At 66.5% G+C, this 20651-nt stretch carries 22 protein-coding genes; 5 read left to right on the top strand and 17 right to left on the bottom strand.

What is annotated here, in order from left to right; all coding sequences use genetic code 11:
- Positions 1-4: 4 nt before the first annotated feature.
- From ACFFNX_RS01875 to ACFFNX_RS01915, 9 genes are all read right to left on the bottom strand, one after another.
- On the bottom strand, positions 5-205 hold the full coding sequence (locus ACFFNX_RS01875; protein ID WP_378194018.1) for a helix-turn-helix transcriptional regulator: 201 nt from the start codon (positions 203-205) through the stop codon (positions 5-7).
- Between the two features lie 226 nt (positions 206-431).
- Entirely contained in the window at positions 432-2417 is a 1986-nt protein-coding gene (locus ACFFNX_RS01880) for a DUF3987 domain-containing protein (protein WP_378194021.1), read from the bottom strand.
- 69 nt (positions 2418-2486) lie between these two features.
- Positions 2487-2864 (bottom strand): hypothetical protein, encoded by a 378-nt coding sequence (locus tag ACFFNX_RS01885; RefSeq protein ID WP_378194024.1) that lies wholly within the window; start codon positions 2862-2864, stop codon positions 2487-2489.
- On the bottom strand, positions 2861-3187 hold the full coding sequence (locus ACFFNX_RS01890; protein ID WP_378194027.1) for a hypothetical protein: 327 nt from the start codon (positions 3185-3187) through the stop codon (positions 2861-2863). Before ACFFNX_RS01890 ends, ACFFNX_RS01885 begins: the two co-directional genes overlap by 4 nt.
- A 128-nt stretch (positions 3188-3315) precedes the next feature.
- Positions 3316-5394: a hypothetical protein gene (locus ACFFNX_RS01895; protein ID WP_378194030.1), complete on the bottom strand. Its 2079-nt coding sequence runs from the start codon at positions 5392-5394 to the stop codon at positions 3316-3318.
- 32 nt (positions 5395-5426) lie between these two features.
- On the bottom strand, positions 5427-6458 hold the full coding sequence (locus ACFFNX_RS01900; protein ID WP_378194033.1) for a DUF2637 domain-containing protein: 1032 nt from the start codon (positions 6456-6458) through the stop codon (positions 5427-5429).
- On the bottom strand, positions 6451-6867 hold the full coding sequence (locus ACFFNX_RS01905) for a hypothetical protein (protein WP_378194036.1): 417 nt from the start codon (positions 6865-6867) through the stop codon (positions 6451-6453). The genes ACFFNX_RS01900 and ACFFNX_RS01905 overlap by 8 nt, the downstream gene beginning before the upstream one ends.
- A gap of 2 nt (positions 6868-6869) precedes the next feature.
- Complete coding sequence (locus tag ACFFNX_RS01910) at positions 6870-7187, bottom strand: WhiB family transcriptional regulator (protein ID WP_378194039.1); 318 nt, start codon at positions 7185-7187, stop codon at positions 6870-6872.
- Between the two features lie 79 nt (positions 7188-7266).
- A complete protein-coding gene (locus ACFFNX_RS01915; protein WP_378194043.1) occupies positions 7267-7437 on the bottom strand; it encodes a hypothetical protein in 171 nt (56 codons plus the stop codon).
- Positions 7438-7691: 254 nt separating this feature from the next.
- Here ACFFNX_RS01915 and ACFFNX_RS01920 point away from each other — a divergent pair, with 254 nt between their 5' ends.
- On the top strand, positions 7692-8816 hold the full coding sequence (locus ACFFNX_RS01920; RefSeq protein ID WP_378194046.1) for an NsdA family TPR-like regulatory protein: 1125 nt from the start codon (positions 7692-7694) through the stop codon (positions 8814-8816).
- A 327-nt stretch (positions 8817-9143) separates the two neighbouring features.
- On the opposite strand, the gene ACFFNX_RS01925 is transcribed toward ACFFNX_RS01920, so the two are convergent.
- A complete protein-coding gene (locus tag ACFFNX_RS01925) occupies positions 9144-9590 on the bottom strand; it encodes a GNAT family N-acetyltransferase (RefSeq protein WP_378194049.1) in 447 nt (148 codons plus the stop codon).
- 549 nt (positions 9591-10139) lie between these two features.
- On the opposite strand from ACFFNX_RS01925, the gene ACFFNX_RS01930 reads away from it, so the two are divergent.
- Positions 10140-11930: a GmrSD restriction endonuclease domain-containing protein gene (locus tag ACFFNX_RS01930; protein ID WP_378194051.1), complete on the top strand. Its 1791-nt coding sequence runs from the start codon at positions 10140-10142 to the stop codon at positions 11928-11930.
- A 537-nt stretch (positions 11931-12467) separates the two neighbouring features.
- On the opposite strand, the gene ACFFNX_RS01935 is transcribed toward ACFFNX_RS01930, so the two are convergent.
- The gene (locus ACFFNX_RS01935; protein ID WP_378194054.1) at positions 12468-12983 is read right to left on the bottom strand and encodes a GntR family transcriptional regulator; all 516 of its coding nucleotides are present in this window, start codon (positions 12981-12983) and stop codon (positions 12468-12470) included.
- 100 nt (positions 12984-13083) lie between these two features.
- Complete coding sequence (locus ACFFNX_RS01940) at positions 13084-13461, bottom strand: hypothetical protein (protein WP_378194057.1); 378 nt, start codon at positions 13459-13461, stop codon at positions 13084-13086.
- 220 nt (positions 13462-13681) lie between these two features.
- Here ACFFNX_RS01940 and ACFFNX_RS01945 point away from each other — a divergent pair, with 220 nt between their 5' ends.
- Positions 13682-14746, top strand: coding sequence for an NsdA family TPR-like regulatory protein (locus ACFFNX_RS01945; protein WP_378194060.1), 1065 nt, complete (start codon positions 13682-13684; stop codon positions 14744-14746).
- On the opposite strand, the gene ACFFNX_RS01950 is transcribed toward ACFFNX_RS01945, so the two are convergent.
- The 4 genes from ACFFNX_RS01950 to ACFFNX_RS01965 form a co-directional block, all read right to left on the bottom strand.
- Positions 14743-15312 carry an NUDIX hydrolase gene (locus tag ACFFNX_RS01950; RefSeq protein ID WP_378194063.1) on the bottom strand — a complete coding sequence of 190 codons (570 nt, stop codon included), beginning with the start codon at positions 15310-15312 and terminating at the stop codon, positions 14743-14745. The two genes, ACFFNX_RS01945 and ACFFNX_RS01950, sit on opposite strands and share 4 nt — an antisense overlap.
- 632 nt (positions 15313-15944) lie before the next feature.
- On the bottom strand, positions 15945-16169 hold the full coding sequence (locus tag ACFFNX_RS01955) for a helix-turn-helix transcriptional regulator (protein ID WP_378194066.1): 225 nt from the start codon (positions 16167-16169) through the stop codon (positions 15945-15947).
- Positions 16157-16816 carry a hypothetical protein gene (locus ACFFNX_RS01960; RefSeq protein ID WP_378194069.1) on the bottom strand — a complete coding sequence of 220 codons (660 nt, stop codon included), beginning with the start codon at positions 16814-16816 and terminating at the stop codon, positions 16157-16159. Before ACFFNX_RS01960 ends, ACFFNX_RS01955 begins: the two co-directional genes overlap by 13 nt.
- A gap of 212 nt (positions 16817-17028) precedes the next feature.
- Positions 17029-17649: an ATP-binding protein gene (locus ACFFNX_RS01965; RefSeq protein ID WP_378194072.1), complete on the bottom strand. Its 621-nt coding sequence runs from the start codon at positions 17647-17649 to the stop codon at positions 17029-17031.
- A gap of 558 nt (positions 17650-18207) precedes the next feature.
- On the opposite strand from ACFFNX_RS01965, the gene ACFFNX_RS01970 reads away from it, so the two are divergent.
- Both ACFFNX_RS01970 and ACFFNX_RS01975 read left to right on the top strand, forming a co-directional pair.
- Positions 18208-18780, top strand: coding sequence for a Panacea domain-containing protein (locus ACFFNX_RS01970; protein WP_378194075.1), 573 nt, complete (start codon positions 18208-18210; stop codon positions 18778-18780).
- Positions 18773-19084: a hypothetical protein gene (locus tag ACFFNX_RS01975; RefSeq protein WP_378194078.1), complete on the top strand. Its 312-nt coding sequence runs from the start codon at positions 18773-18775 to the stop codon at positions 19082-19084. Before ACFFNX_RS01970 ends, ACFFNX_RS01975 begins: the two co-directional genes overlap by 8 nt.
- A gap of 401 nt (positions 19085-19485) precedes the next feature.
- Here ACFFNX_RS01975 and ACFFNX_RS01980 read toward each other — a convergent pair whose 3' ends face one another.
- Complete coding sequence (locus ACFFNX_RS01980) at positions 19486-20163, bottom strand: site-specific integrase (RefSeq protein WP_378194080.1); 678 nt, start codon at positions 20161-20163, stop codon at positions 19486-19488.
- Positions 20164-20651 lie beyond the last annotated feature (488 nt).

Below are 20651 nucleotides of genomic sequence, written 5' to 3' on the forward strand. Positions count from 1 at the left end.
TTCATCAGGCGTCGGCCTCTTCGCATGCGTCGAGCCAGCGGTCGAGCTCGCCGCGGCGGATGCGGAGGCTGCCGTTGGGCAGGGTGATGCAGCGTGGGGCCTTTTGCTTGGCGCGCCAGTCGTAGAAGGTCGAGCGGGAGATGCCGAGTTCGGCGCAGACGTCGGCCAGGGTGAGCTTGTCGCGGATGCGTTCAGCGGTCTTCATGGAACGGGTCGCCTCCGGGCGTTGTGATCGGTCGGGTTGGCGTGGCCGGCGCGTGCTTGGTGGCTGTTCGCTGGTCACGGTGCGGTTCGCTGATCGGATGGCGGAGGCGGGCGGGCGTGGTGAAGCGGGTAAGCGAAAATCAGCAGAATTGTTTGTGCTGCTTTTCGCTTACGTGTTTCCGGGCGTGGCTCCGGTTTGGTGACGTAGCGGCGGCGCGGTGTGGTGGTCATCGGATGGCCTCCAGCGCGGCCGGGTGGACCTCGTAGGTCGGTGCGGCTGGGCGGCCTCGGCCGGCTCGGGGTGGCATCGGGAGGCGGCGGATCCAGCCGTGGGTTTCCAGGACGCGCAGGGCTGTGTCGAGGTCGGTGATCTTCTTGAATCGGGTGCGGAGTGGGGGTTGGGCGTCGCGGGCGGCGAAGCGGGTCCGGCCGGTGTTGCGTGCCCAGTCGAGGAGGGCTTTAGCGTCGGCGGTGGCGGGGTCGGCGCCGATGGCGTCGTAGGCAGCTTTGGCGTGGGTGGTGAAGTACTCGCCGATGTCGGTGGCGTCGGCGAAGGTGTCGGCGGTGATGGGCTTGCTCCAGCCGTCGCGGAGGTGTTTGGCGAGGTGGAGTAGTCCGGCGATGCGGACGGTGGCGCCGACGAGTTTGCCGCCCCAGTCGGTCATGTGGGCCAGGTCGCCATCCGGGCGGAAGCGGGGTTCGGTGTCGGCGAGGAGCTGGGTGATGGCGTCGTGAGCCTCGGCGGTGAAGGTCAGCGTCGCGGGTTCGACCAGGTGGGCCAGGGACAGGACCAAGGCCTTCATGGTGGTCTGGTAGGTGGCTTCCTGGTCGGCAGGCATGGGGTCGGGCTTGTTTTTACGGTGGCCGAGCAGGCTGTCCGGGACGGCGTACAGGAGGCGGCCGAGGAGTCCTTGGTCGCGGAACTGAGGTGTGTCGCCGAGTTCGGCCAGAACGCCGGGCTGGGTGCAGACGCCAAGGGTGACGGTGGCGGCGTCGATGTGCTCGGCGTCGCGGCCCATGCGGTCGACGCGCATCTCTTCGCCTGCGTGGCCTTTCTTTAGGACGGCGAAGTTCGGGGTGCCCGAATAGCGGCCGGCGGCGATGGAGAAGATCTCGCCTTCGGGTGAGAGCACGGCCATCCGGCCGCCCTGCTCGCACAGCAGGGAGGTCAGGACCTCCACGGTGGCGTCGTCGGAGAACAGCCGTGGCTTCGGTGGGATCACCGTGGCGTCGAGTTGGAGCTTGGCTTCGGCGGCCTCGGCGAGGGCCAGGGCGCGTTGAGCTGGGTCGAGGCCCGCGGCGTTCTCGGCCGTCTTGGCCGCTTGTTCGGCGTTGGTCTCGGCGATCCGGCGGGCGATCGCGGCTTCGGCGATCAGCGGTTCGGCGTCGGCGATGAGTGCTTGCTCGGCGGCCTTGATCGGGGCGCACATGGCCCGGTAGACCTCGGACTTGCGGTTGCCGGGTGGGAGCACGATGACGGTGAACAGGTTCGCCGGCTCTCGCCAGGCCGGGGCCTGGATCCACACCTTCCCGCCCGCAGCGACCGCGAGTACGGCCAAGGCCAGGCAACCGGCGAGGTCCGGTGGGGTTTGGGTGACCTCGGCGAGGCTGGCGGCGTACTCGCCGAGCCAGTCCGGGAACGTCCACAGTGGGAAGGTCGGCAGGCCGGTCGTGGTCGAGGTCAGCGGCGTCGGCTCCGGCCATCCGTACGAGTTGGGCGCGGTGACCGTCGCGACTTCGGCGGTGACGGCGCCGCGGAGGTTCGCCGTGTCGTCGCCGGTCGCGGCGTGGCCGAGGTGGATGAGCCGGGTGCCGGTTTCGATGACTTTGCGGGCGTAGGCCAGGTCGCGGACCATGCAGGCGTAGTAACCGGCGTTGGTCGCGGCCGGGACCTGGGCGATGAGCGTGTGGAGGTACGGCGCGCCGCCGGTGACGGTCAGGTCGGAGCCGAGTTCGGCGCCGACCGCGAGCGGGTCGTGCGGGGCGTCCCGGTCGGCCAGGGTTGTGATGGCTTCCCAGATCCGGGCGTGTGCGGGCCGGTAGAACTCGCTGCCGTCGAGTAGTTCACGGACTTCGGATAGTGCGGCGGGTGAGAGCATCACCGCGCCGAGGACGACCTGTTCGGCGCCGATGTTGTGCGGCGGCGCGAGTTCGGGCTCGTACGGCTCGTGTGGGTCGCCGTCGATGGCGTGGAGTGCGCGGGGCTTGGACATGGGTTGCCTGTCCCTTCCAGGGGTCGGGCCGGTGTCCCGCCACCCGAGCAGGGTGGCGGGACGAGAGCGTTAGGCGGCTGAGCGGTCGGCGGTGATTTCGTCGGCGAGGGCGCGGGCGTTGGTGTGGGCCATGTGGAGGCGTTTGGCGATCAGGTTCGGCGTGCCGCCGGCGGTGAGGATGAGGCTGGCGGCGATGCGCCGTTCGGATTCGGTGAGCGCGACAGAGCGCTCGCCCGTGGCGGCGAGTTCGATGGCGACGGGGTCGATCACGCCGTCTTCGGGGAGCAGCCATACCGTGCGTTGGCGGGCGTTCTGGTGGTCGCGTGTGCTGGTGTGGGTCATGATGGGAGGGCCTCCTTCGGTTTTGTGATCGGTTGGGGGCGGCGGTCCGGCGTCGTGCTTGGTGGCTGTGCGCCGGGCCGCATTCGCATCTCTGGCGCTGGTCATCGGCGCCTCTGCGAGCGGTCGCGGCCGTGGAGCCGGGCGAGGTGGTTGAAGATCCGGCGTCCGAGGCGGAGCGTCGCGCCGGTGCCCGCGCAGTACGGGCAGTGCCGCCAGGACTGGCCGGTCGGGGACAGGAAGCGGCCCGTTCCGCCGCAGCGGCGGCAGGCGCGGAACGGCCAGATCACGCACGCGATCGCGTAGCCGATGCCGATGCCGATGCCGATGCCGATGCCGATGCCGATGCCGATGCCGAGGACCAGGGCGAAGGCGAGGATCGGTCCGCTCGATGAGTCGGTTGCGGTGGTGGTAGCGGCGAGCAGGATCATGGGCGGCCTTTCTGGGCTGGTTTCGGGCGCGCGGGGTGGTGGCCGCTACCCGCGACCTGTGTTTATTGCCGCAGGTCAGGCGGGTAGCGGGCCGGGTAGCGCGGGCGCTACCGGTCGCGGGTGTGCCGCTACCGGTCGGCCGTCATGGCGCGGCGGTCGAGTGCGGCGTTGATCGCATCCGTGCGGGCGCCTTTGAGGGTCACGCCGTCGCGTTTCACGTCGACGGACGGGACACCGAACGCCCGTACCTGAGCCGAGATCGCCTCGGCGGTCAGATCGGCGTAATGCTCCGGATGAGCCTCGGCCAGACGGACGGCGATCTGCTGCCAGTGCAGGCCACGCTCACCCGGGCCGAAGACTTCGCGAACGTCGGCGAGTACGTCGCGGGTCTCGCGAGTGACGTCTTCACCGGCGGCCATGCCCGACAGGGTGCGGGCACGTTGCCGGTATGCGCGGGCGGCGGTGAGGATCTTCTCCGCGTCCTGCGCATCCGCCAGGTAGGTCCGTACGGTCGGCGTCGCGTCGGAGGCTCCGCGCAGGATCCCGACGCCCTTGTAGTCGGGGAGCAGGGTTGAGGAGTCGAAACCCTCGGAGTACGCGCCGGAGCCCAGGACCAGGTCAGAGACCTGCCAGGAGCCGGTACGCAGCGAGAGGCGGATCTGGTGGTTGTCGCGGAAGGCGTTGAACTGCTGGGCCACCTGCCCGGTACCGATCCCGCTGGGCTTCTGGGTCGCGCCGAGCACGATGACACCGGCCGCAGGCGCGACCTTGACCAGGAACACCAGCAGCCCGGCGACCTCCTTGGACGCCTCGGCGTCGGGCAGGTCGAAGTACTCCTGGAATTCATCGATCACGACGAGCCGTACCGGCATCCGGAAGCGCGGGTCGCGGGCGATCTCCCGCGTCAGCTTCCCCTCCGGACACACGTCGACCGGCAGCTCCGAGAGCCGCTGGTAGCGGTCCTGCACGTCGGCCTTGATCCCACGGAGGGAGTCGATGAACAGCTCGACCGGATCGCCGTCGCGGGTCATCGCCAGGCCGAAGGCACAGCGGTCGGCAACCAGGCGGAACTTGCGCCAGTCCGGCGAGCCCTTCCCGTCAAAGACCGACAGCTTCACGTACGGATCCAGCGCCGCATACAGCGCCAGGGCGCGGGCCGAGAACGTCTTGCCCTGCCTCGGCTGCGCACCGACGAGAATCGAGTTCCACATCATCTCGATGGACACGCGGTTGCCACGTTCGTCCAGGCCGAACGGTGCCGGTGCCCAGATGTCGGTCTGCTTGCAGGCCAGCAGCGACGTACGCCCGGCCGGGATGGCGAGCGGGTCACGGTCGGCGACCCACAGCACATGCCGACGATGTGACGTCGGATCGCGGGTGATGAACACCTGCGACAGCGAGACGTCCAGGCCTGAGGCGATCGCGGGCTTGGCCTTGACCGCGTCGTCCAGGCCCTTGCCGTGGGGCAGGTCGATCAGGACGCGCGAGCCGTTGCCGTCACGCGACATCGTGGATCCGAACTGGACCTGTTGCCCTGGCTTGTCGGGGTCGCCGAGCCGGGCGGCGTAGTAGGCGCGCAGCACGATGTCCGGGTTCAGCTTGCGGAACCTCGGCGTCACGATCGCCGCCGAGATGATGCGGCGGTCGGCCGGGCGGCCGATGCGCGCCAGAACGGGGATGCCGCCGGCGAGCGCCAGGCCCAGCAGCCACCCCGGTCCGCTGACGACCGCTCCGGCCGCCAGCGCGACGCCGACGGCCTCGCCGAACAGCACGATGCCGCGCCACGTGCGGGTGGCCTTGACCTCGCGGTGCAGCCTTATCCACATCTCCGGGTCGTTCCGGTCGGCCGCGCCCTGGCGCAGGCCGTACTGCTCGGCCACCCACCACCAGCGCAGGTGCCGCCCGATGAGCCGGACCGCTCCGACCGACGCCCAGAAGCAGCCGAGCACGGCGTAGCGAGGCGCGCGTACGGCGTGGTAGGCGAGCTGATGCGCCCAGCGCCCGAGCGTGTGTTCCGCAGCGGACCGGAGCTTGGTCCAGCCGCGCAGCTCCGGCGGGATGACCGGACGCCGCTCCCGTACGGGAGCAGGCGGCTCGACGAGGACCGTCTCTCCAGCGGGCGTCTCGTCCTCGTCCAGGACGACTTCGTAGTGCGTGTCCTGGACGTCGAGTGCGGCCCTGCGGCGCAGCGGGATCAAATCGCCCATACCGCTGTGCGTTGCGGCGTGCTGACTGTCGCTCACTGGCGCGGCCCTTCCGTCTTGGCGGCGTCGGCGGGCTCGCGCTTGAGGCGTACGAGCAGCGCACCGACGCGTTCGTTGCCTGCCGAGGTCCCGGCCTGCCGGAGCGCCGTGGCGAGGCGGTCTCGCGTGAGGGGCTCGCCGCGCTCCTGCGCCTCGGCGGCGATGCGCCGTCCGGCGGACATGAGGCCATCGACGTCCGGGACGGTCCGGCGCCTCGTCCGAGACCGCGCCCTCGGCGAACGGCTGGACCGTCCGCGCCTTGGCTTGGCCTTGGTCTGCTCCGACGAGGCCGTACGGTCCCCGGACGAGCGCAGCGCGGGAACCTCGGCAGCAGGGGCCAGTTCGCCGAGTTGGTAGAGCGCCTTCGTCCGCCGAGGTGCCTTCCAGCGCCATGCCAATCGTCCGTACGCGTCCTGCAGATCGGTGAGCGCCAGGACGCGGTCACGCTCAAGGGCCAGCGCGGCCGGGTACGAGCGCGTCTCCCACAGCACCATCCGGCGCCACAGCCGTACGGTGCGGACGGGCGCGAGCAGCCACCGCGAAAGGCGGATCGAGTCCATCCGCGTTCCGGCGGCCAGCCCGGCCCGGACCCGTACGACGTGCGCGGCGACCTCGATGGCAGCGACCCACAGCGCGGGCAACATGGCGTGCGCGACGACGCCGAACACCGACGTCTCCCCTGCGACGTTCAGGTATACGGTCGCGCCGGTCAGCGACCACGGGACCAGCCGCAGCCACCGAAGCCGCATGTCGAGCCGGGCGAGCACGATGTCGAGCGCGGAGAACACAGCGATCCCGACGTCGACGCCGACCGGCACCGTGAACGCCAGCCGCCCGAACGAGTCGTGAGCCGCCGCCGCGACGCGGGCGAAGCTGTTGACGAACCCGAGCAGGCCCAGCGCTGCGACCAGCCCGGCGACGACCGACACCGCGGTCTGCTCGTGCTCGGTCAGCTCTCGTGCCCGTACGTCCGTCGGCGCGCCGACGCGTACGGCGGTCAAGTACGGGCCGGTGAAGGGCTCAGCCACGAGAGCCGCCCTTCTCTGTACGAGCCGTCGCGGGGGTGCCGTTGGCGTGCATGACGGCTTCGGCGACGAGTTGAACGTTGCGGACGTCGAGCCCTCCGAGCATCGCCCGCAAGTTGACCGGCACCCCCGCCAGGCCGGCGGCGATGCGGAGTACGGCGGCCTCGCTGGTCGAGCAGGGCAGGCCCCCGGCGTCCAGGACGCGGACGGCGGCGCTCCAGTCGACGAAGGCCGCGACCTCGTCCTCGTCGGTGAACAGGTCGGTCTCGACGGTGACGCAGGTACGGATGAAGTCGCTGCGGTGCAACCAGGTGTCGTGTTCGACCAGCAGGCCGACGGCGGCCTCGTCGGAATGGCAGCCCTGAGCACCGACGCACAGGAGCCCGGCCAGGTCGGTTGCGGTGTAGCTCATGCTCACGCCACCCCCTGGTAGACGTCGGCGAGCTGCTCGCGTACGGCACGCCGCGCCGCGAGCTGGGCGATCTCCTCGGCCGTGAGCCCGGCCCAGACGCCGCCGACCGGGCGGGTCCGGATCGCGTACTCAAGGCACGCGACCTGAACCGGGCAGGTGGCGCAGATGTCCTTGGCGACGTCCTCGCGAGCGGCGCGGGCGTCGGGATGCTCGACGGGGTCCGGGCCGTCGTGCAGCTCGGCGTCGAACAGGCACTGAGCGCCGTCGAGGCACTCGTCCCGCAGATCGGGAGTGGTGAGCTTGCTCGGATGCGCGTTCACGCGAAACCTCCAGGTGAATCGGCGTCGTGATCGGTCGGGAACGGCGATCCGGTGCCGTGCTTGGTGGCTGTGCACCGGATCAGCCGACGTGCAGAGCGGAGGCGAACCGGGACAGCGCGGCCGCGCCCTGAGAGACGAGCCCGCTGAGGTGGTTCACCAGGTGAGCCGCCGCGGCCGGGTTCTTGAACACGAAGACGACGACGATCGCGCCGGCCAGGTACCGCGGCCACTTCTTCGGCTGCGTGAACATCAGCGGCTCACCTCCGTTCGTTTGCTAGCCAGGTAGCACATGTATAGGTAACGGTCTGAGGCGAACACCTGTCAAGCCCTTCTCTTTCGGCGGTGTGTCGGCGTCCTCGCTGCCGACACCCATCAGGTTGCTCGCCCTGAACGCCGAGCAGTAGATGACACCTCATGACAGTGGGTGACTGTCATCCCTTGATCTGTCACCGGTATCCGGCACAATGACAGGCACGTAAACATGTGTGACCTGTTCGGTTAGGAGTGCCGCTGACCCCGCTGCGCGCCCGCCGGAAGCACCACGGCTGGACCAAGATCCAACTCGACGCACGTTTGCGCCGAGCGGCCAAGGCACGCAACGAGACACTTCCCCAGCCGGAGAGCCTGGCCAGACAGATCGCCCGCTGGGAGAACGGCCACGGCTCCGTCAGCCCGCTCTACCAACAGCTCTTCTGCGACGTGTACGGCTGCTCGCCGGCCGAGCTGGGCTTCATCGAGGATCCGGAGGCCGTCGAGCCCGAACCGGCGGAAGGACTCGCCGCCGAACTGGCGCGCGCATCATCGGTCGACGCCGAGGTCGTCAACCTCCTCCAGGCCCAGACCGACAGCATCCGCCGACTCGACGCCCGCCAGGGCGCCCAGCTCATCCGCGACCAGATGCGGGCCCACATCGCCCACATCGAGGAGCTGACCCGCCACGCCGTACGCCCCGGCATCCGCCGCATGCTCGCCAAGGTCCTCGCCGACACCTCCGCCCTGGCCGGCTGGCAGGCCCTCGACGTCGGCACCCCACGTGAGTCCTGGGAGCACTTCGAGCGCGCCAAGTCCGCCGCCCGAGAAGCCGAGGACCCGTCCTTGCTCGCGTTCGCCACAGCCGAGCAGGCGTACGTACTGCTCGACATGGGAGATGCCCGGCAGGCCGGAGAACTGGTCCAGTACGCGCACCATGAATCGTCGGGCGCCGTGCCGAGGCTGATGGAGACCTGGCTCGCCGCCGCACGAGCCGAAATGGCCACCGCCCTCGGAGACGCTGACGCCACGCGTACCGACCTCGACCAAGCCGCCGACCTGTTGCCGTCCGAACCAGACGCCGCGCTGCCCTACCTCGTGCTCAGCGACACCCACCTCGCCCGCTGGCGCGGCAACTGCCTCGCCAGGCTCGGAGACGAAGACGCCCTCGAAGAACTGAACAAGGGCCTCGAAGCCGTGACCGGCACCTACGCCCGCGCCGAGGCCGGCGTCCGCATCGACCTGGCAAGCGCACTGCTCGTCCACGGCGAGCGCGATCTGGCAAACGAACATCTCCGAACAGCGCAAATCCTTGTCGGCCGCACCGGCTCACTCCGACAGAAGCGTCGGATTGAGGGACTTGCTGCTCGCACGCATTAAAGAATTCCCCCTGGCGCAACCAACGGCATCCGGCCGAGGCCAGAAAACGGTCGACGAAGGCCCGCGCGCGTCTGTGGAAAAGACCGCTCTCACCAACGCTGCCATCAGGATGGCTGTAGCTTCGGACTCTCTTCGGATCGATCCGACCTACTCATTACGAGTGAGGCTAGCCATGTCCATGCCCATCCAGGCTCGGTTCCTGAGCTGGTCTCCTGCACCGGAAGAGTCCCGACGCCTCCAGGGTCGTCCAGAGCGGTTGTTAGCAAAGGCGTTAGCATCCGGCGCTCCACTCCTAGACCTTGTCGACCCTCAGCGCTGGGTGGAGGTCTAGTTCGCGCCGCGCCGGTAGGCGTAGTAGATGAGGCCCTTTTGGCAGTTGGCCACTTTGTCGTACAGCGCGCGGGCTGGGGCGTTTTCCAGCGTGTTCCAGTAAAGGCGTGGAAAGCCGTGCTCATCGGCGTCCCTCGCCACCCACTTGATCATTGCCGTTGCGATGCCCCGCCGTCGCACGTCGGGGTCCACGAACAGGTCCGCCAGATAGCATCTCCCCCCGGTTCTCCAGATGCTGGCGTGGAACACGTAGTGCGCGATGCCGACTATCTTGCCGTCCAGTCGAGCGGCGATTCCACGTGTCTGCTCCCCGTCGAGTACGCGTTGCCAGGTCTGTTCGTAGCCGTCGTCGCCGATCTCGGTTCCGAAGTAGGCATGGTGACCACGAGCCAGCACGTCCCAGCCGGTGCGGTCAGGTTCAGTCAAGGGGCTGATCTCCACCATGGCGCCCATCCTGTCCTACGGCCAGATCAGCGGTGGGCACGCATCAGGAAGTCGGCCAGCGTCGCGTCGAACGGCGCGCTCAGGTTAGGAATTGAAATGGAGGTCGGTCGTCAGCGGCGCTGACCTGCGGCTGCGACAGCTAGCGCGTGACCGCCAATGGCTCCGCTCAACCTGGCCAGTTGCACGCTAACTGCACGCACGCGGGCTGGTGGACCTGGCCCTCTGCGGCTCGACGGTAGCCCGGTCGGACGGAGACTGCTTCCTGCCGATCACCCGCCTGCGCCAATCTCGGCAACTCGCCCGAGCGAGGCGGAGATGACATAAATCCCGCCAGGTTCGCGAGGCGTCTTTCCCGACGTGGCGACGACCGCTCAGCCATAAGCGGCCAACTCGTTGAGAAAGCGGTGATCAAGTCGTGCACGCTGCGGTGGCACCTGTTCATGAGTCTCACATACTGGTAAAGTTCTCACGCTGGAGCCTACTGTTATCGAATGAGCCTGCATCGACGCTCGACACGCCGACAGGCAGACAAGCATGCAAGGACGTTCAATGGCTGAACTTAGCAGCAACCTGATTGTTCGAGGCGAGAACATTCAAACGTTGTACAATAGCTATGTAAGCCATTCATTTGTAGTAAATAGGAGATATCAAAGAAAGCTCGTCTGGGCAATTCCCGAGAAGGCTGCATTTATTGATTCTCTCAGAAAGCAATTGCCGGTGCCTTTGGTACTAACGGCCGAGCGCACCATAAACGAGAAGACAACTCTAGAGATCATCGACGGTCTGCAACGGCTCAACTCGATCTTTTCTTTTATAGAAAATCAGTATCCAATCGATGGCTACTTTTTCGATCTGGAAACCCTCGCCGAGACCAAGTTGCGGCGCGATGAGAGCAAGCTTACCCAACGAGAGCCAATCCTAGATCGGCGCGAGTGCGTAAGTATTGCCAACTATGTGCTTCCCATGTCGACCTATCGCGCACCGGATGAGAATCTGGTGGAGGAAGTATTTCGGCGCATCAACTCGAACGGTCGGTATCTATCAAGGCAAGAGATCCGGCAAGCGGGCGCCGTCTCTAATTTTGCGGACTTGGTGCGAGAAGTCTCTTCTTTTGTCAGGGGCGATACCTCTGTACGTGACTTGGTTCAGCTTACAAGTATGCCCTCGATCAGCATTACGAGCGATCCGACTGGCCCCGGAGTGTACATCGAAGATGTGTTCTGGGTCCGAAACAAGATTCTCGAAAGGGATCAGGTAAGAGAGTCGCGAGATGAAGAGATCGTTGCAGACCTTCTCGCCACAATGATCCTTGACTCGGTGCCCCGTTACGCCTCTGAAACGCTGGACGAATATTATGGGATCAAGCTAGGAGACTCGAAGGAACGGAGGCGTGATCGCATTGAAGCGGCCGTGCAGCGCGAAGGGGGAGAACTTATTCGAAGTCGTTTCGAGTACGTGCATAACGTGCTCGAAACAATCCTCAAGAAGTCAGGAAAGACGTTTTCTCAGCTAGTATTTCGGTCTCCGAGACAGCGAGTTCCGCGTTACTACTCTACGATTTTCCTAGCGCTCTACACGCTATTGATTCGCGAGAATCGCGTAATATCGGACGAAGCTAGACTTATAAGATCCCTGGAAGGCATCGGCGATCGCGTCTTCAACATTACCGCCGGGGGCGGCACGTGGTCCGCAGAGAATAAGCGCGACAACATCTCTGCTGTGGCGGGCGTTATACGAGATCTTACCGTTCCTGCGATGGGTCAGCGTGACGTACTACTAGAGGCTAATGAGACGCGAATTCATCGATTGCTGCGGGCGGCGCTAGCCGAACACAGTCTGTTCGAACTAAAGCAGGGGTTGCACTCCCTCGACGCAGAAAAGGGCTTCGACGGTCGCGGATTCGAACGGATCATGAAGGCGCTGTCGGCTATCGCTAATGACGGCGATGGCGTCGTCGGCTACGTTGTCATCGGGATCGCTGATGACAAAAAAGACGCTGACCGTATACAGCGACTCTATGGCAGTACACCGGTACGTGATAATGACTTTTGGATTACCGGAATAGATCATGAATTTGGCGCACATGGAGGCTCATTGGACGGTTACATGAGCTTCTTTGGAGAGAAGGTTAGAGCGTCCGGCCTTGATCCCGACCTTCTATCGCAAGTGCTTCGGGATATGCGTCCCGCTAACTACAATGGCAAGTCGGTCTTGCTTCTCACTGTCAGGTCAGCTGGACATCCTATTTCATACCGCGACAAGTGGTATGAACGTCAAGGATCCAGCACGGTAGAGGTTCCGACGCGGGACGTTGGTCGACTCTTCAAGCGTTTCCCCTGAGTCCAGTACCGAACACCGGTCTGGGTAGCAGTGAACGTGTGTCCGAGAACAAGGGGACCCGGACCGCAGGGCCGGCCACGGCCCGAGGACCGGAAGCGCCGCGTTAGCCGATCGCCCGAGCCCCTACGGACCAACACCACCCTCAGCGATCGTCACGGCCTCAACCTCGGATCTCCATCCCTTCCCCGTCCTCCTCGTAGCTGCCATGCCCCCAAGGCTGCGGCTGGCGGGTTAAGCCTCGACGTTGTCGACCGCGTAGCGGCTTGGTCTTGACGCGCCGGACGTGGCCGGGAGACTCGTGCAGCGTGGAGACGGGATCGACTGGACTCTCCTACGGCTTCTCAGGTGCCCCCTGCTGCTGGTCGGCCGGTTCGGGACGGGTCGGCCCGCAGAGGCCGCGCGCCCGGCCCGAGTGCGGCCGACCGCCGGCGGCCCGCGTAGCGGGGCGTCCTTGAGAACTGTGAAGAAACTGCACCGATCAAGGATCGGATACGGGGGATCTGCGGCTCAGCCGAGCAGTTGCAACGGTCGGCTTGCTCACTGCGGCTTGCTGAGAACGACCCGGCCTTTCCCGTGGACTACCTTGATGAGGCCGCGGCCGTTGAGTTCGCCTAGTGCGGAGCGGATCGTGTTGCGTGATGATTGGAATCGTTCGGCGAGTTGTGACTCGCTGGGGAGTTGGGAGCCTGGCGGGTATTCGCCGGCTTCGATGGCGGCGATGAGTTCGTCGGCGATGCGCCGGTAGCGCGGCGTCTTGTCCGCCTCCTGGTCACTACGGACGATGCGGCCGATCCCTGGCACGGTATCCACGAGGCCGTCGTCCTCCAGCTTCTTGAGGGCCTCGCGGGCGGTGCCGCGGGCGACGCCGAACTCCGCGGATACCTCAGCCTCGGAGGGGAAACGGTTGCCAGGCTTGAGGTCGCCGCTGCGGATGCGTTCACGTAGGGCAGCGGCGATCTTCAGGTAGATGGCGTCGCTGCTCTTGGGCCTGGCCACGTGCCTCCCCTCGACGGTGACGTACGGCGTGGACAGCAGTATCCATGCTCGGTGCACGACAACTCTGCACTGTGCAGGATGTCAGGTCGCGTTGCGCCTGCAGGCGTCGATGCCTCACGTTGCCATTGCGCTGATCTCCGGCCGCGAGTCCGTTTCGTCATGTCATCGGTTCTAGGCCGGCGTTCTCCACACGGAGGACGTTCGCGATGCGGTCGGCCGTCTCGCCGATGTGGCCGGCCGGGCCGAGGTACTCCAGTTCGGGCGGTGCGTCAGGGGTTGGCCCAGACCAGGCCCAGAACCAGGAGAGTTGGCCGGTCTCGTCGGCTTGGCAGGTGACCGTCTGGCGCATGCCGGGGCTGATCAAGGCGAGTGGGTCGTCCTCGTCTGGGTCAGCGGCGCTGTTCTTCGCAACCACCATGGAGCCGGCGCACGCGTGGGCGTACAGACCGCGCTGCGTGAGAGCCATGACGAGTGCCTCCACACACAGCGCGATGACCTCCGTCGTGACGCCTGATCCAGGCTCTGTGTCCCCCACTGCGTCTCCCCCCTGCGCCCTACGCCCGGCTACTGGGATGACACAGCCTCGCGGAGAACGGCCGGAAGCACGCATTGGTTAACAAGGGCGTGTTAACCACGAGGGCCAGTCGGCCTCGTTGAGTGATCCTGAGGTTGTGACGTGGGACGACGACAACGCGCCGGAGATGACACCGCTGCGGCGGGCACGCGCGGATTTCGGGTGGAAGGTGCCTCGCCTCATGGCGGTTCTTCGGCGCTGCGCTCCCCAGGTCGGCATCACCCTGGGCAGTGATAAGAGCCTCAAGACCACGATCTCCCGGCACGAGAACGGGCGCGTCACGCCCGGCGAGGACTGGAAGAGGCTCTACCGGCTCGCCTACGGCCGTACCGACGACGAGCTCGGCTTCACCGATACCGGGCCCTCCGATGATGTGCAGAGTCCTGCCGATGATCTCCGCCACCGGATCGCCACCGCCCGGCGGGTCGACATGGGGCTCATCCGGCAGATGCAACACCAGGTCCACCACATCCGCCTGCTCGATCGCCGGCTCGGTGCGGCTTCGCTGCTGGAGCAGACCCGTACGGTGATCACGACGTTGAACGAACTCGTGACCTACAGCCTCCAGCCCTCTGTACGGGCGGCGCTGTCGGCGGTCCTGTCCGACGCCGGCGCTCTTGCTGCCTGGCAGGCGCTCGACGTCGGGGCCGTACGGCAGGCGTGGGATCACTACGAGGTCGCCAAGGCCGCCGCCCGCGAGGCGGGCTCGGCGGTGCTGCTCGCGCACGCGATGGGCGAGCAGGTCTACACGCTGCACGACCTCGGCAGGCTCACCGAGGCCCTGGGCCTTGTACGGGATGCTCAGTCGCTCGCCGCCAAGGCCGGTCCGCGGCTGCTGGTGTCCTGGCTCGACGCCGTCGAGGCCGAGACACAGGCCGCGCTCGGTAACGACGCGTGCCGCCAGACGTTCGACCGCTCGGCGGCTCATCTCCCGGCGGAGACCGACGATCCGGCGCTGCCGTTCATCGCCTTGAACGAAGCCCACCACGCGCGTTGGCGCGGGCACTGCCTCGCCCAGGTCGGTGACACCGAGGCGATCGACTATTTGACGACGGCTCTCGACCAGATGGACCACTCGTTCGTACGGGCGACCGCCGGCCTGCGATGTGACCTGGCCCAGGCCCACGCCACGCGGGGCGATCTGGACGAGGCCCGTACGCAAATTCGGGGCGCTCGTCTGCTGGCCAACCAGGTCGGCTCGGTCCGGCAGCGCAGGCGGATCGCGAGGGTCGGCCTCGCAGCCTAGGAGCCGGTCTTACGGCCTCGCTGGGCGAGCAGGTACAGCAGGCCGACGAGCGACCCGGAGCCGAGAACCTCGCCCTTGCTGATGAGGTCGAAGACGGCGCTCATCGGAATCCAGTCGATGCGCGCGGCCTCCTCCAGGTCGGTCGGCTCGCCGACCAGCTCGGCACCGCGGCCGACGTAGATCTCGTGCGGGGTGTCGACCATGCCGACCATCGGCTGGAAGCTGACCGCGTGTTCGAGCGGGGCCGGCTGCCAGCCGGTCTCCTCCCGTACCTCCCGGGCCGCCGCGGCCGCGCCGTCCTCGTCCTTGTCGACGATCCCGCCCGGGAGCTCCCAGCCCCAGGAGTCGTCGACGAAGCGGTGACGCCACATCATGAGCACCTCGTCCGCCTCGTTCAGCACGAGGGCGACGGCGACGCGCTGGAGGCGTACGACGTGGTACTCGAAGCGGTTGCCGTCCGGCGGCTCGATATCGACCAGGGTCAGGCGGACCCACGGGTTGTCGTAGATCGTGCGCTCACCGAAGACCTTGGTCCTCAGCTCGTCGGGGCGTTCGTCAGTGCTCACTCTCAGGACCGTACCTGCCCTGTCCTACATGTCCACTGACACGATCGTCACCCCTGTGCCTCTTCGGCGGGCTCGGTGCCGATCAAGGCGCACATCGTCTCGTGCTGGCTGCGGCTCAGCCCGCGAAACCATGGCCGATGACCGAGATCGTGCCCGAAGTCGCGGTACTGGCGGCGCTCATCGTCCAAGAACCCGAACACCGGCGCCTGGCCAGCGAACCGGTGACGATCGTCTCCGCGTCGTAGCGGGGCGCCCTCTCGTTATCTAGCCGAAGACAACCGCTGTCCGGGACCCCTATGACGTCGACCTCCTCGCAGGCCCGCTCGTACTGAGATGCCTCGGCACTCTGCCGTCAGGGCCGCGTAGGCAGTCGTCGGCGCGTTTCAGGAGCGTGTACGCGTTGAGGGTGGTCAAGGCGATCTCGCGAGCCAGCTCGGGGGTCGGTTGGGGGAAGCCGAGACACCGATCCGGTTCGGAGGATCTCCGCGCCTTGAAGCCACTCTTGCCGTCCTCGCGGATCTCGATGTCACCGGGGAGTTCCGCGTACGGGAGCTGCACGAGGCCGTGGCGTACAGAGCGGCGCTGGCCGTACGGCCTCCCCGGCCCGGCCGGCGTACAGCGGTTCGTATGACTCACTCGGATCCTTTGGGCGTGAGGTGGGCGATGTCCTCGACCTCGCATTCGAGGATGCGTACGGCGGTGCGGATGAATCTGGGGCCGCCGTTGGCCTTGCCGACCTCGATCAGGTGAACGCTGTTGAGCGCGTAGCCCGCCATCGCGGCGAATTCGGTGAGGCTGAGCGCCTTTCGCTCACGGAGCTCCCGGATCTTCGCGCCGTCGGTCTTCAGGGGAGACACGGCCGCTCTTCCGTAGTGGCCAGTTCCTCATTCAGGTCAACGACCGTGACATCGTGCAGCTCGCGGAAGAGCTGGACTGCGTGAAGCCAGCTGATTAGCCGGTCGCCATAGAGAAGGCTCGCCGGTCCGACGCGTACCGGGCGGCTAGGCCCAGGCAGGTAAAGGGTGCCCCTGACACCGACGATCGGGGCGTGGCCCACCCGCAGCGCCAGTGTTCGCCCACGAAGGTGGGGACAGGCTCGGCTCGCGGGTACGGCGCAGCGCAGGCAGACCGGGGGCTGTGCGGTCATCTCCGCGCCCGACCATGGATTCTCGGCCCGTCCAACCAGCCACAAGATGCCGCGTTCATCACGGTCGGCGGGACCGCCGCAGACCTGGCACAGCAACTGCCCCATGGCCCGGCGCTGCCGATAAGGATGGACCCACTTGTACTGAGGCGTGCCCACGCCGGGCGCACTGGTGTGGCGCATCCACAGCACACCATGGTCATCGCGGTCGCTGGGCCGCTCACGTTTGTAGGCGATCCCGGTGTCGTCGGCGATCAGACGAGCCTCGGTAAGGCGTTCGCTGCTCCAGGAGGCGATGTAGGGCACCAGCCTGGCCCTGGTCAGAGCGTCGGTGTTCAGGGTGATGGTGGTGTTCGGCATGCCGAGTCACTGTCGCTTTCAGAAATCGGTTAAGTCGGAGTTCGCACTACCAACGCCCGCAGGGCGATGGTCGATCTCGGTAGGTGAGGGGACGCCGGCCCCGCCCAAGGCGCCGGCGTCCCCTCCGCAGGACCGCCCGGGGGGCTCGAGTAGTCGGCGGTCTCCTGCGTCGTCCTGGCCGCTTCAAGGGGTTTTAGCGGCCGGGACGAGTCTCAGACGATCTTCAGCCGTAGGAGCGCCTCGCGTTCCTTGTCGGTGAGCCGCTCGCCCGTACGGGGGATCACGACGTGCGCGGTCTTGCCGTACACGCCGACCACGAACCACAGCAGGCCGAGTTCCTCGACGATCGGCACACCGCGGCCGGACAGGGCCAGTCCGTCAGTGGGCGTCGGCTTGGGCACCGCGATGTCGGTGTCGCTGACGTACAGGTGCGTCCACCGGGAGTGGGCGGCGACCCCGATCCAGTACGGGCCATCGCCCCGCGTGTGCCGGATGGCATTGGTGACGAGTTCAGACGCGGCCAGGACCACGTCGTCGACGTGCTCCCGGTCGGTCCTGACCACGTGGCGGAGCCTGCGGGCCACGTAATCGCGGGCCGCCTTGACAGGGTTGTTCGTGCCAGTGGACAGCGGCCGCCAGTGGGGACCGTCCGCCGAGTCCGCGACGTGGTTGCTGCGCCAGACCGCCCGGACGACCCGGAGCCTCGGCAGGCTGCTCTCCTCCAGCAAACGACCGAGGCGCACCGGAACCGTGACGAACCACGCGGTCAGGAGTCGACGAGCGTACGGCCGCAGGGGCGCTAAGGCCCGGCCCGTCCCCGTGGTGATCGTCATGGCGCGTCTCCTCCCAGAGCCGACGTGGTGCTGCGATGTAGAGATCAGACCGGCTGGAAGGGTGCGCACGTAAGCCCGCAGCGGTTAACACCGCCATGTTGACCAGGGCGTTCTAAGTCGTAATTTGGGGCAACCCGCAGGCCCGCCGATCGACGGCTTCACGGTGGTACGGCAGTCATCGACGCGCACGCCAGCGGTCACGGTAGATCACGCCGTACGTTGACATGATCACCGTCGTCGCAAGAAAGTCCCGCCGATGGAGGTCACCCGGCGGGGATTCATTCGGGGGACTCCACACAGGCCGCCTCGCTGCTTTTCGATCTCAGCGCTCGGCGCGACAGCCAGGGGCGCGGTTCCACTGTCCGTGCTCAGAAAGTCACTAGAACGCTCCTTGAACTTTGGTGCATACAGGAGCTAAGAGGTGGTTTGCGCAGGTCAGGCAGCCTCAGTGCGTGGTTACATGTCATAGGCAGGGCGCATACTTGAACTAGTGTTCGAGACGCGCGGGGTGATGAAATGCATCTTCAGTCACACGAGAACGAGGCTTACCATGAGCCCATGCCAGTTTCAGCGCGGGACGTAGCTGCGGTCCTACGAGACCGCCTCCCCGGGCTGTCCACGACGAAGTTGCACAAACTTCTCTACTACTGCCAGGGGCATCACCTAACGGCGTTCGGCGTGCCGCTGTTCTCAGAGTCGATCATGGCCTGGGACATGGGGCCGGTCGTATCGACGCTCTGGGCGGAGGAGAAGTACGCCAACAGGATCCCCGACGCAAGCCTGTTGCCCCGCGAGCTGGATGAAGCGGAGCTGAACACGATCGGGTATGTGGTCAGCCGCTACGGGAAGCTGAGTGCCGGGGACTTGATCCGCCTCACTCACGGCGAAGATCCTTGGCAAGCCGCCGACGGCATGCGGAAGGTCACGGGCGAGAAGAGCGTCAAGATCGAGCCCGACTGGATCAGGAAGTGTTTCCAGGACAAGGAAGCCGAGGACGCCAAAGAGGAACGCCCGCAGGTCGACCAAGAGGCGCTTGACGAGTGGCTCGCCAAAGCCCACGCTCAACGGGACAGACCTCGCCAACGAGACAGCCGTGAGGAATTCCTCGCGAGGCTAGCCGACATTGGATAAGCGACCGCCCGACTGGGAGCTCGAAGGGTTCAACGAAGCCTTCCGCTGGTGGGTCGATCTCGAATCTCCGTCGAAGGCTGTTCAGCGCGGCGTGACCCATTGGATCACGAGGCTGTACGAGGATCCGTACCTGTTCGCCAGACGCGTCCCGAACTTCGGCGACCCCAACTTCTGGGAAGCCCGGATCCCGGGCTCAAGAGACGGCCAGGGGCACATCGTCCTCTGCTCCTACTGGATCCGGGAAACCACCCGAACCGTGCAATGCAGCCTGTTCGGGACCTTCTGGGAAGAGACCCTGGAGTGACCGAGGTCTGCTCTCCGGCGCTGTAAGCCGGCCCTCGTCTGCTGCCGCACCAAGCGAAGGTCGCGACCCACTGCCACAGCACTCGGGCCGAATACGGGCCGAAATCGAGCCGCCTTGGCATGAACACGCAGGTCAGAGGAGTTGCGCGGCGGGACTGTAAATCCGTCGGCTTAGCCTACCCAGGTTCGAATCCTGGACCCGCCACCCACCTTGAACCGGCCCCTGACCAGCATCAATGCGGTCCGGGGCTGTTCTGTTTCTTGATCGTCTCTATGCGGCCGGATGCCCGTCAAATGCAAGCTCCAGTTGGTGTTTGCGGGATATATGCGGGATGAGAATTCCGGTGTTCTCGCAGGTCGCCCCGGACGCGTGAAGGGGCCGGGGGACGAACGCGGCCCCCTTCACCATGAGACGGTCAGTGGCCAAGAGCGGCCTCGATCCGGCGGTCGGTCAACTACTCCTGACCCTAGAGACACGGCGGCATGGTGCGGGTCGTACGGTCGGCGCGCGATGGGCGAGGCGACACGTTCGGGCGACAGGCCGTAGGCCCACGCGTCCGCCCAGACCCGGCCGTAGGAGGTGGAGCCGATGATCTTTCCCCGTTCGCTGTGGAAAAGCCGGCCGTCCTCCGCCGTGCCGAACTCTGCGATATGCGTCCGTGGGATGCTCACCAGCATCGGCGGAATCGGGACCACTCGCACGTCCTGATGCGCTCGGTGTTTGAGCTGGCGCTCTTCGTGGGACGAGCCGCTGTCGGTCCACCTATCGGCCTCTGGGCGCGAGGCGTTGAGCGTGAGCCTGCCCCGTCCCTGCTTGGGCAGGTGGCAATCTTGCTTGCGGAGCGCCACGGCCTCGGCCGGCCGAAGCGGCGGCGTATACATGCAGGCGTACAGCGGCATCAGCCGTCGTCCCCCGCCACGGCTTCCGATGTACGTCACGGCCGCCAGCAACTCCCGCGCCTGAGCTGGATTGATCACCACACGCGGGTCGATCGCCTCGGCCACCTTGATCGGCTTCCACCGCACCCGATCGATCGGGTTGGAGCCGAGTTCTTCCAGCTCAACCGCGTACTGGAGCACGTTGTAAAGATCACTCGCCTCCGTGCCACCGCGGCCGCCGCAGGTCGCCCGCTCCGGCCACGCCGATCGGACGGCCGGCTCCGGACGATTCCCAAACGCCTGAACAGGCCAGCACTGCGGCCTATCGTTGACTCACCGGACTCCGGAGGTATGAGCATGCCGCGCATAGGGAACCCAGTTCGCGCGTTGATGCGACTCGACGATCGAATCCTGGGACCTCGGCTCTACTACCGGCCGCTGGCACCGCTCCGCGTGGACATCGCCCGAACCGTCGCCATTGCTGCCCTGGTGATACTGCTCGCTGTCCTCACCGGGAATCCCTTTGGCCTGGTGGTTTTGGTTCCCGCCCTGGCCTCAATGTGGTACCGGCGAATCCGCCACAGCCGCCGATCCGGCTGACCCGCCAGCGCCTCCGGCGGGGGCCTCAGGCTCCGGGATGGCGCGTGCCGACCAAGGGGGCGCTGGGTGGGTGGTTGAGGTGGAAGCCT

Origin of the sequence: Actinoallomurus acaciae, from assembly GCF_042429965.1 — a bacterium.
Classification (GTDB): domain Bacteria; phylum Actinomycetota; class Actinomycetes; order Streptosporangiales; family Streptosporangiaceae; genus Actinoallomurus; species Actinoallomurus acaciae.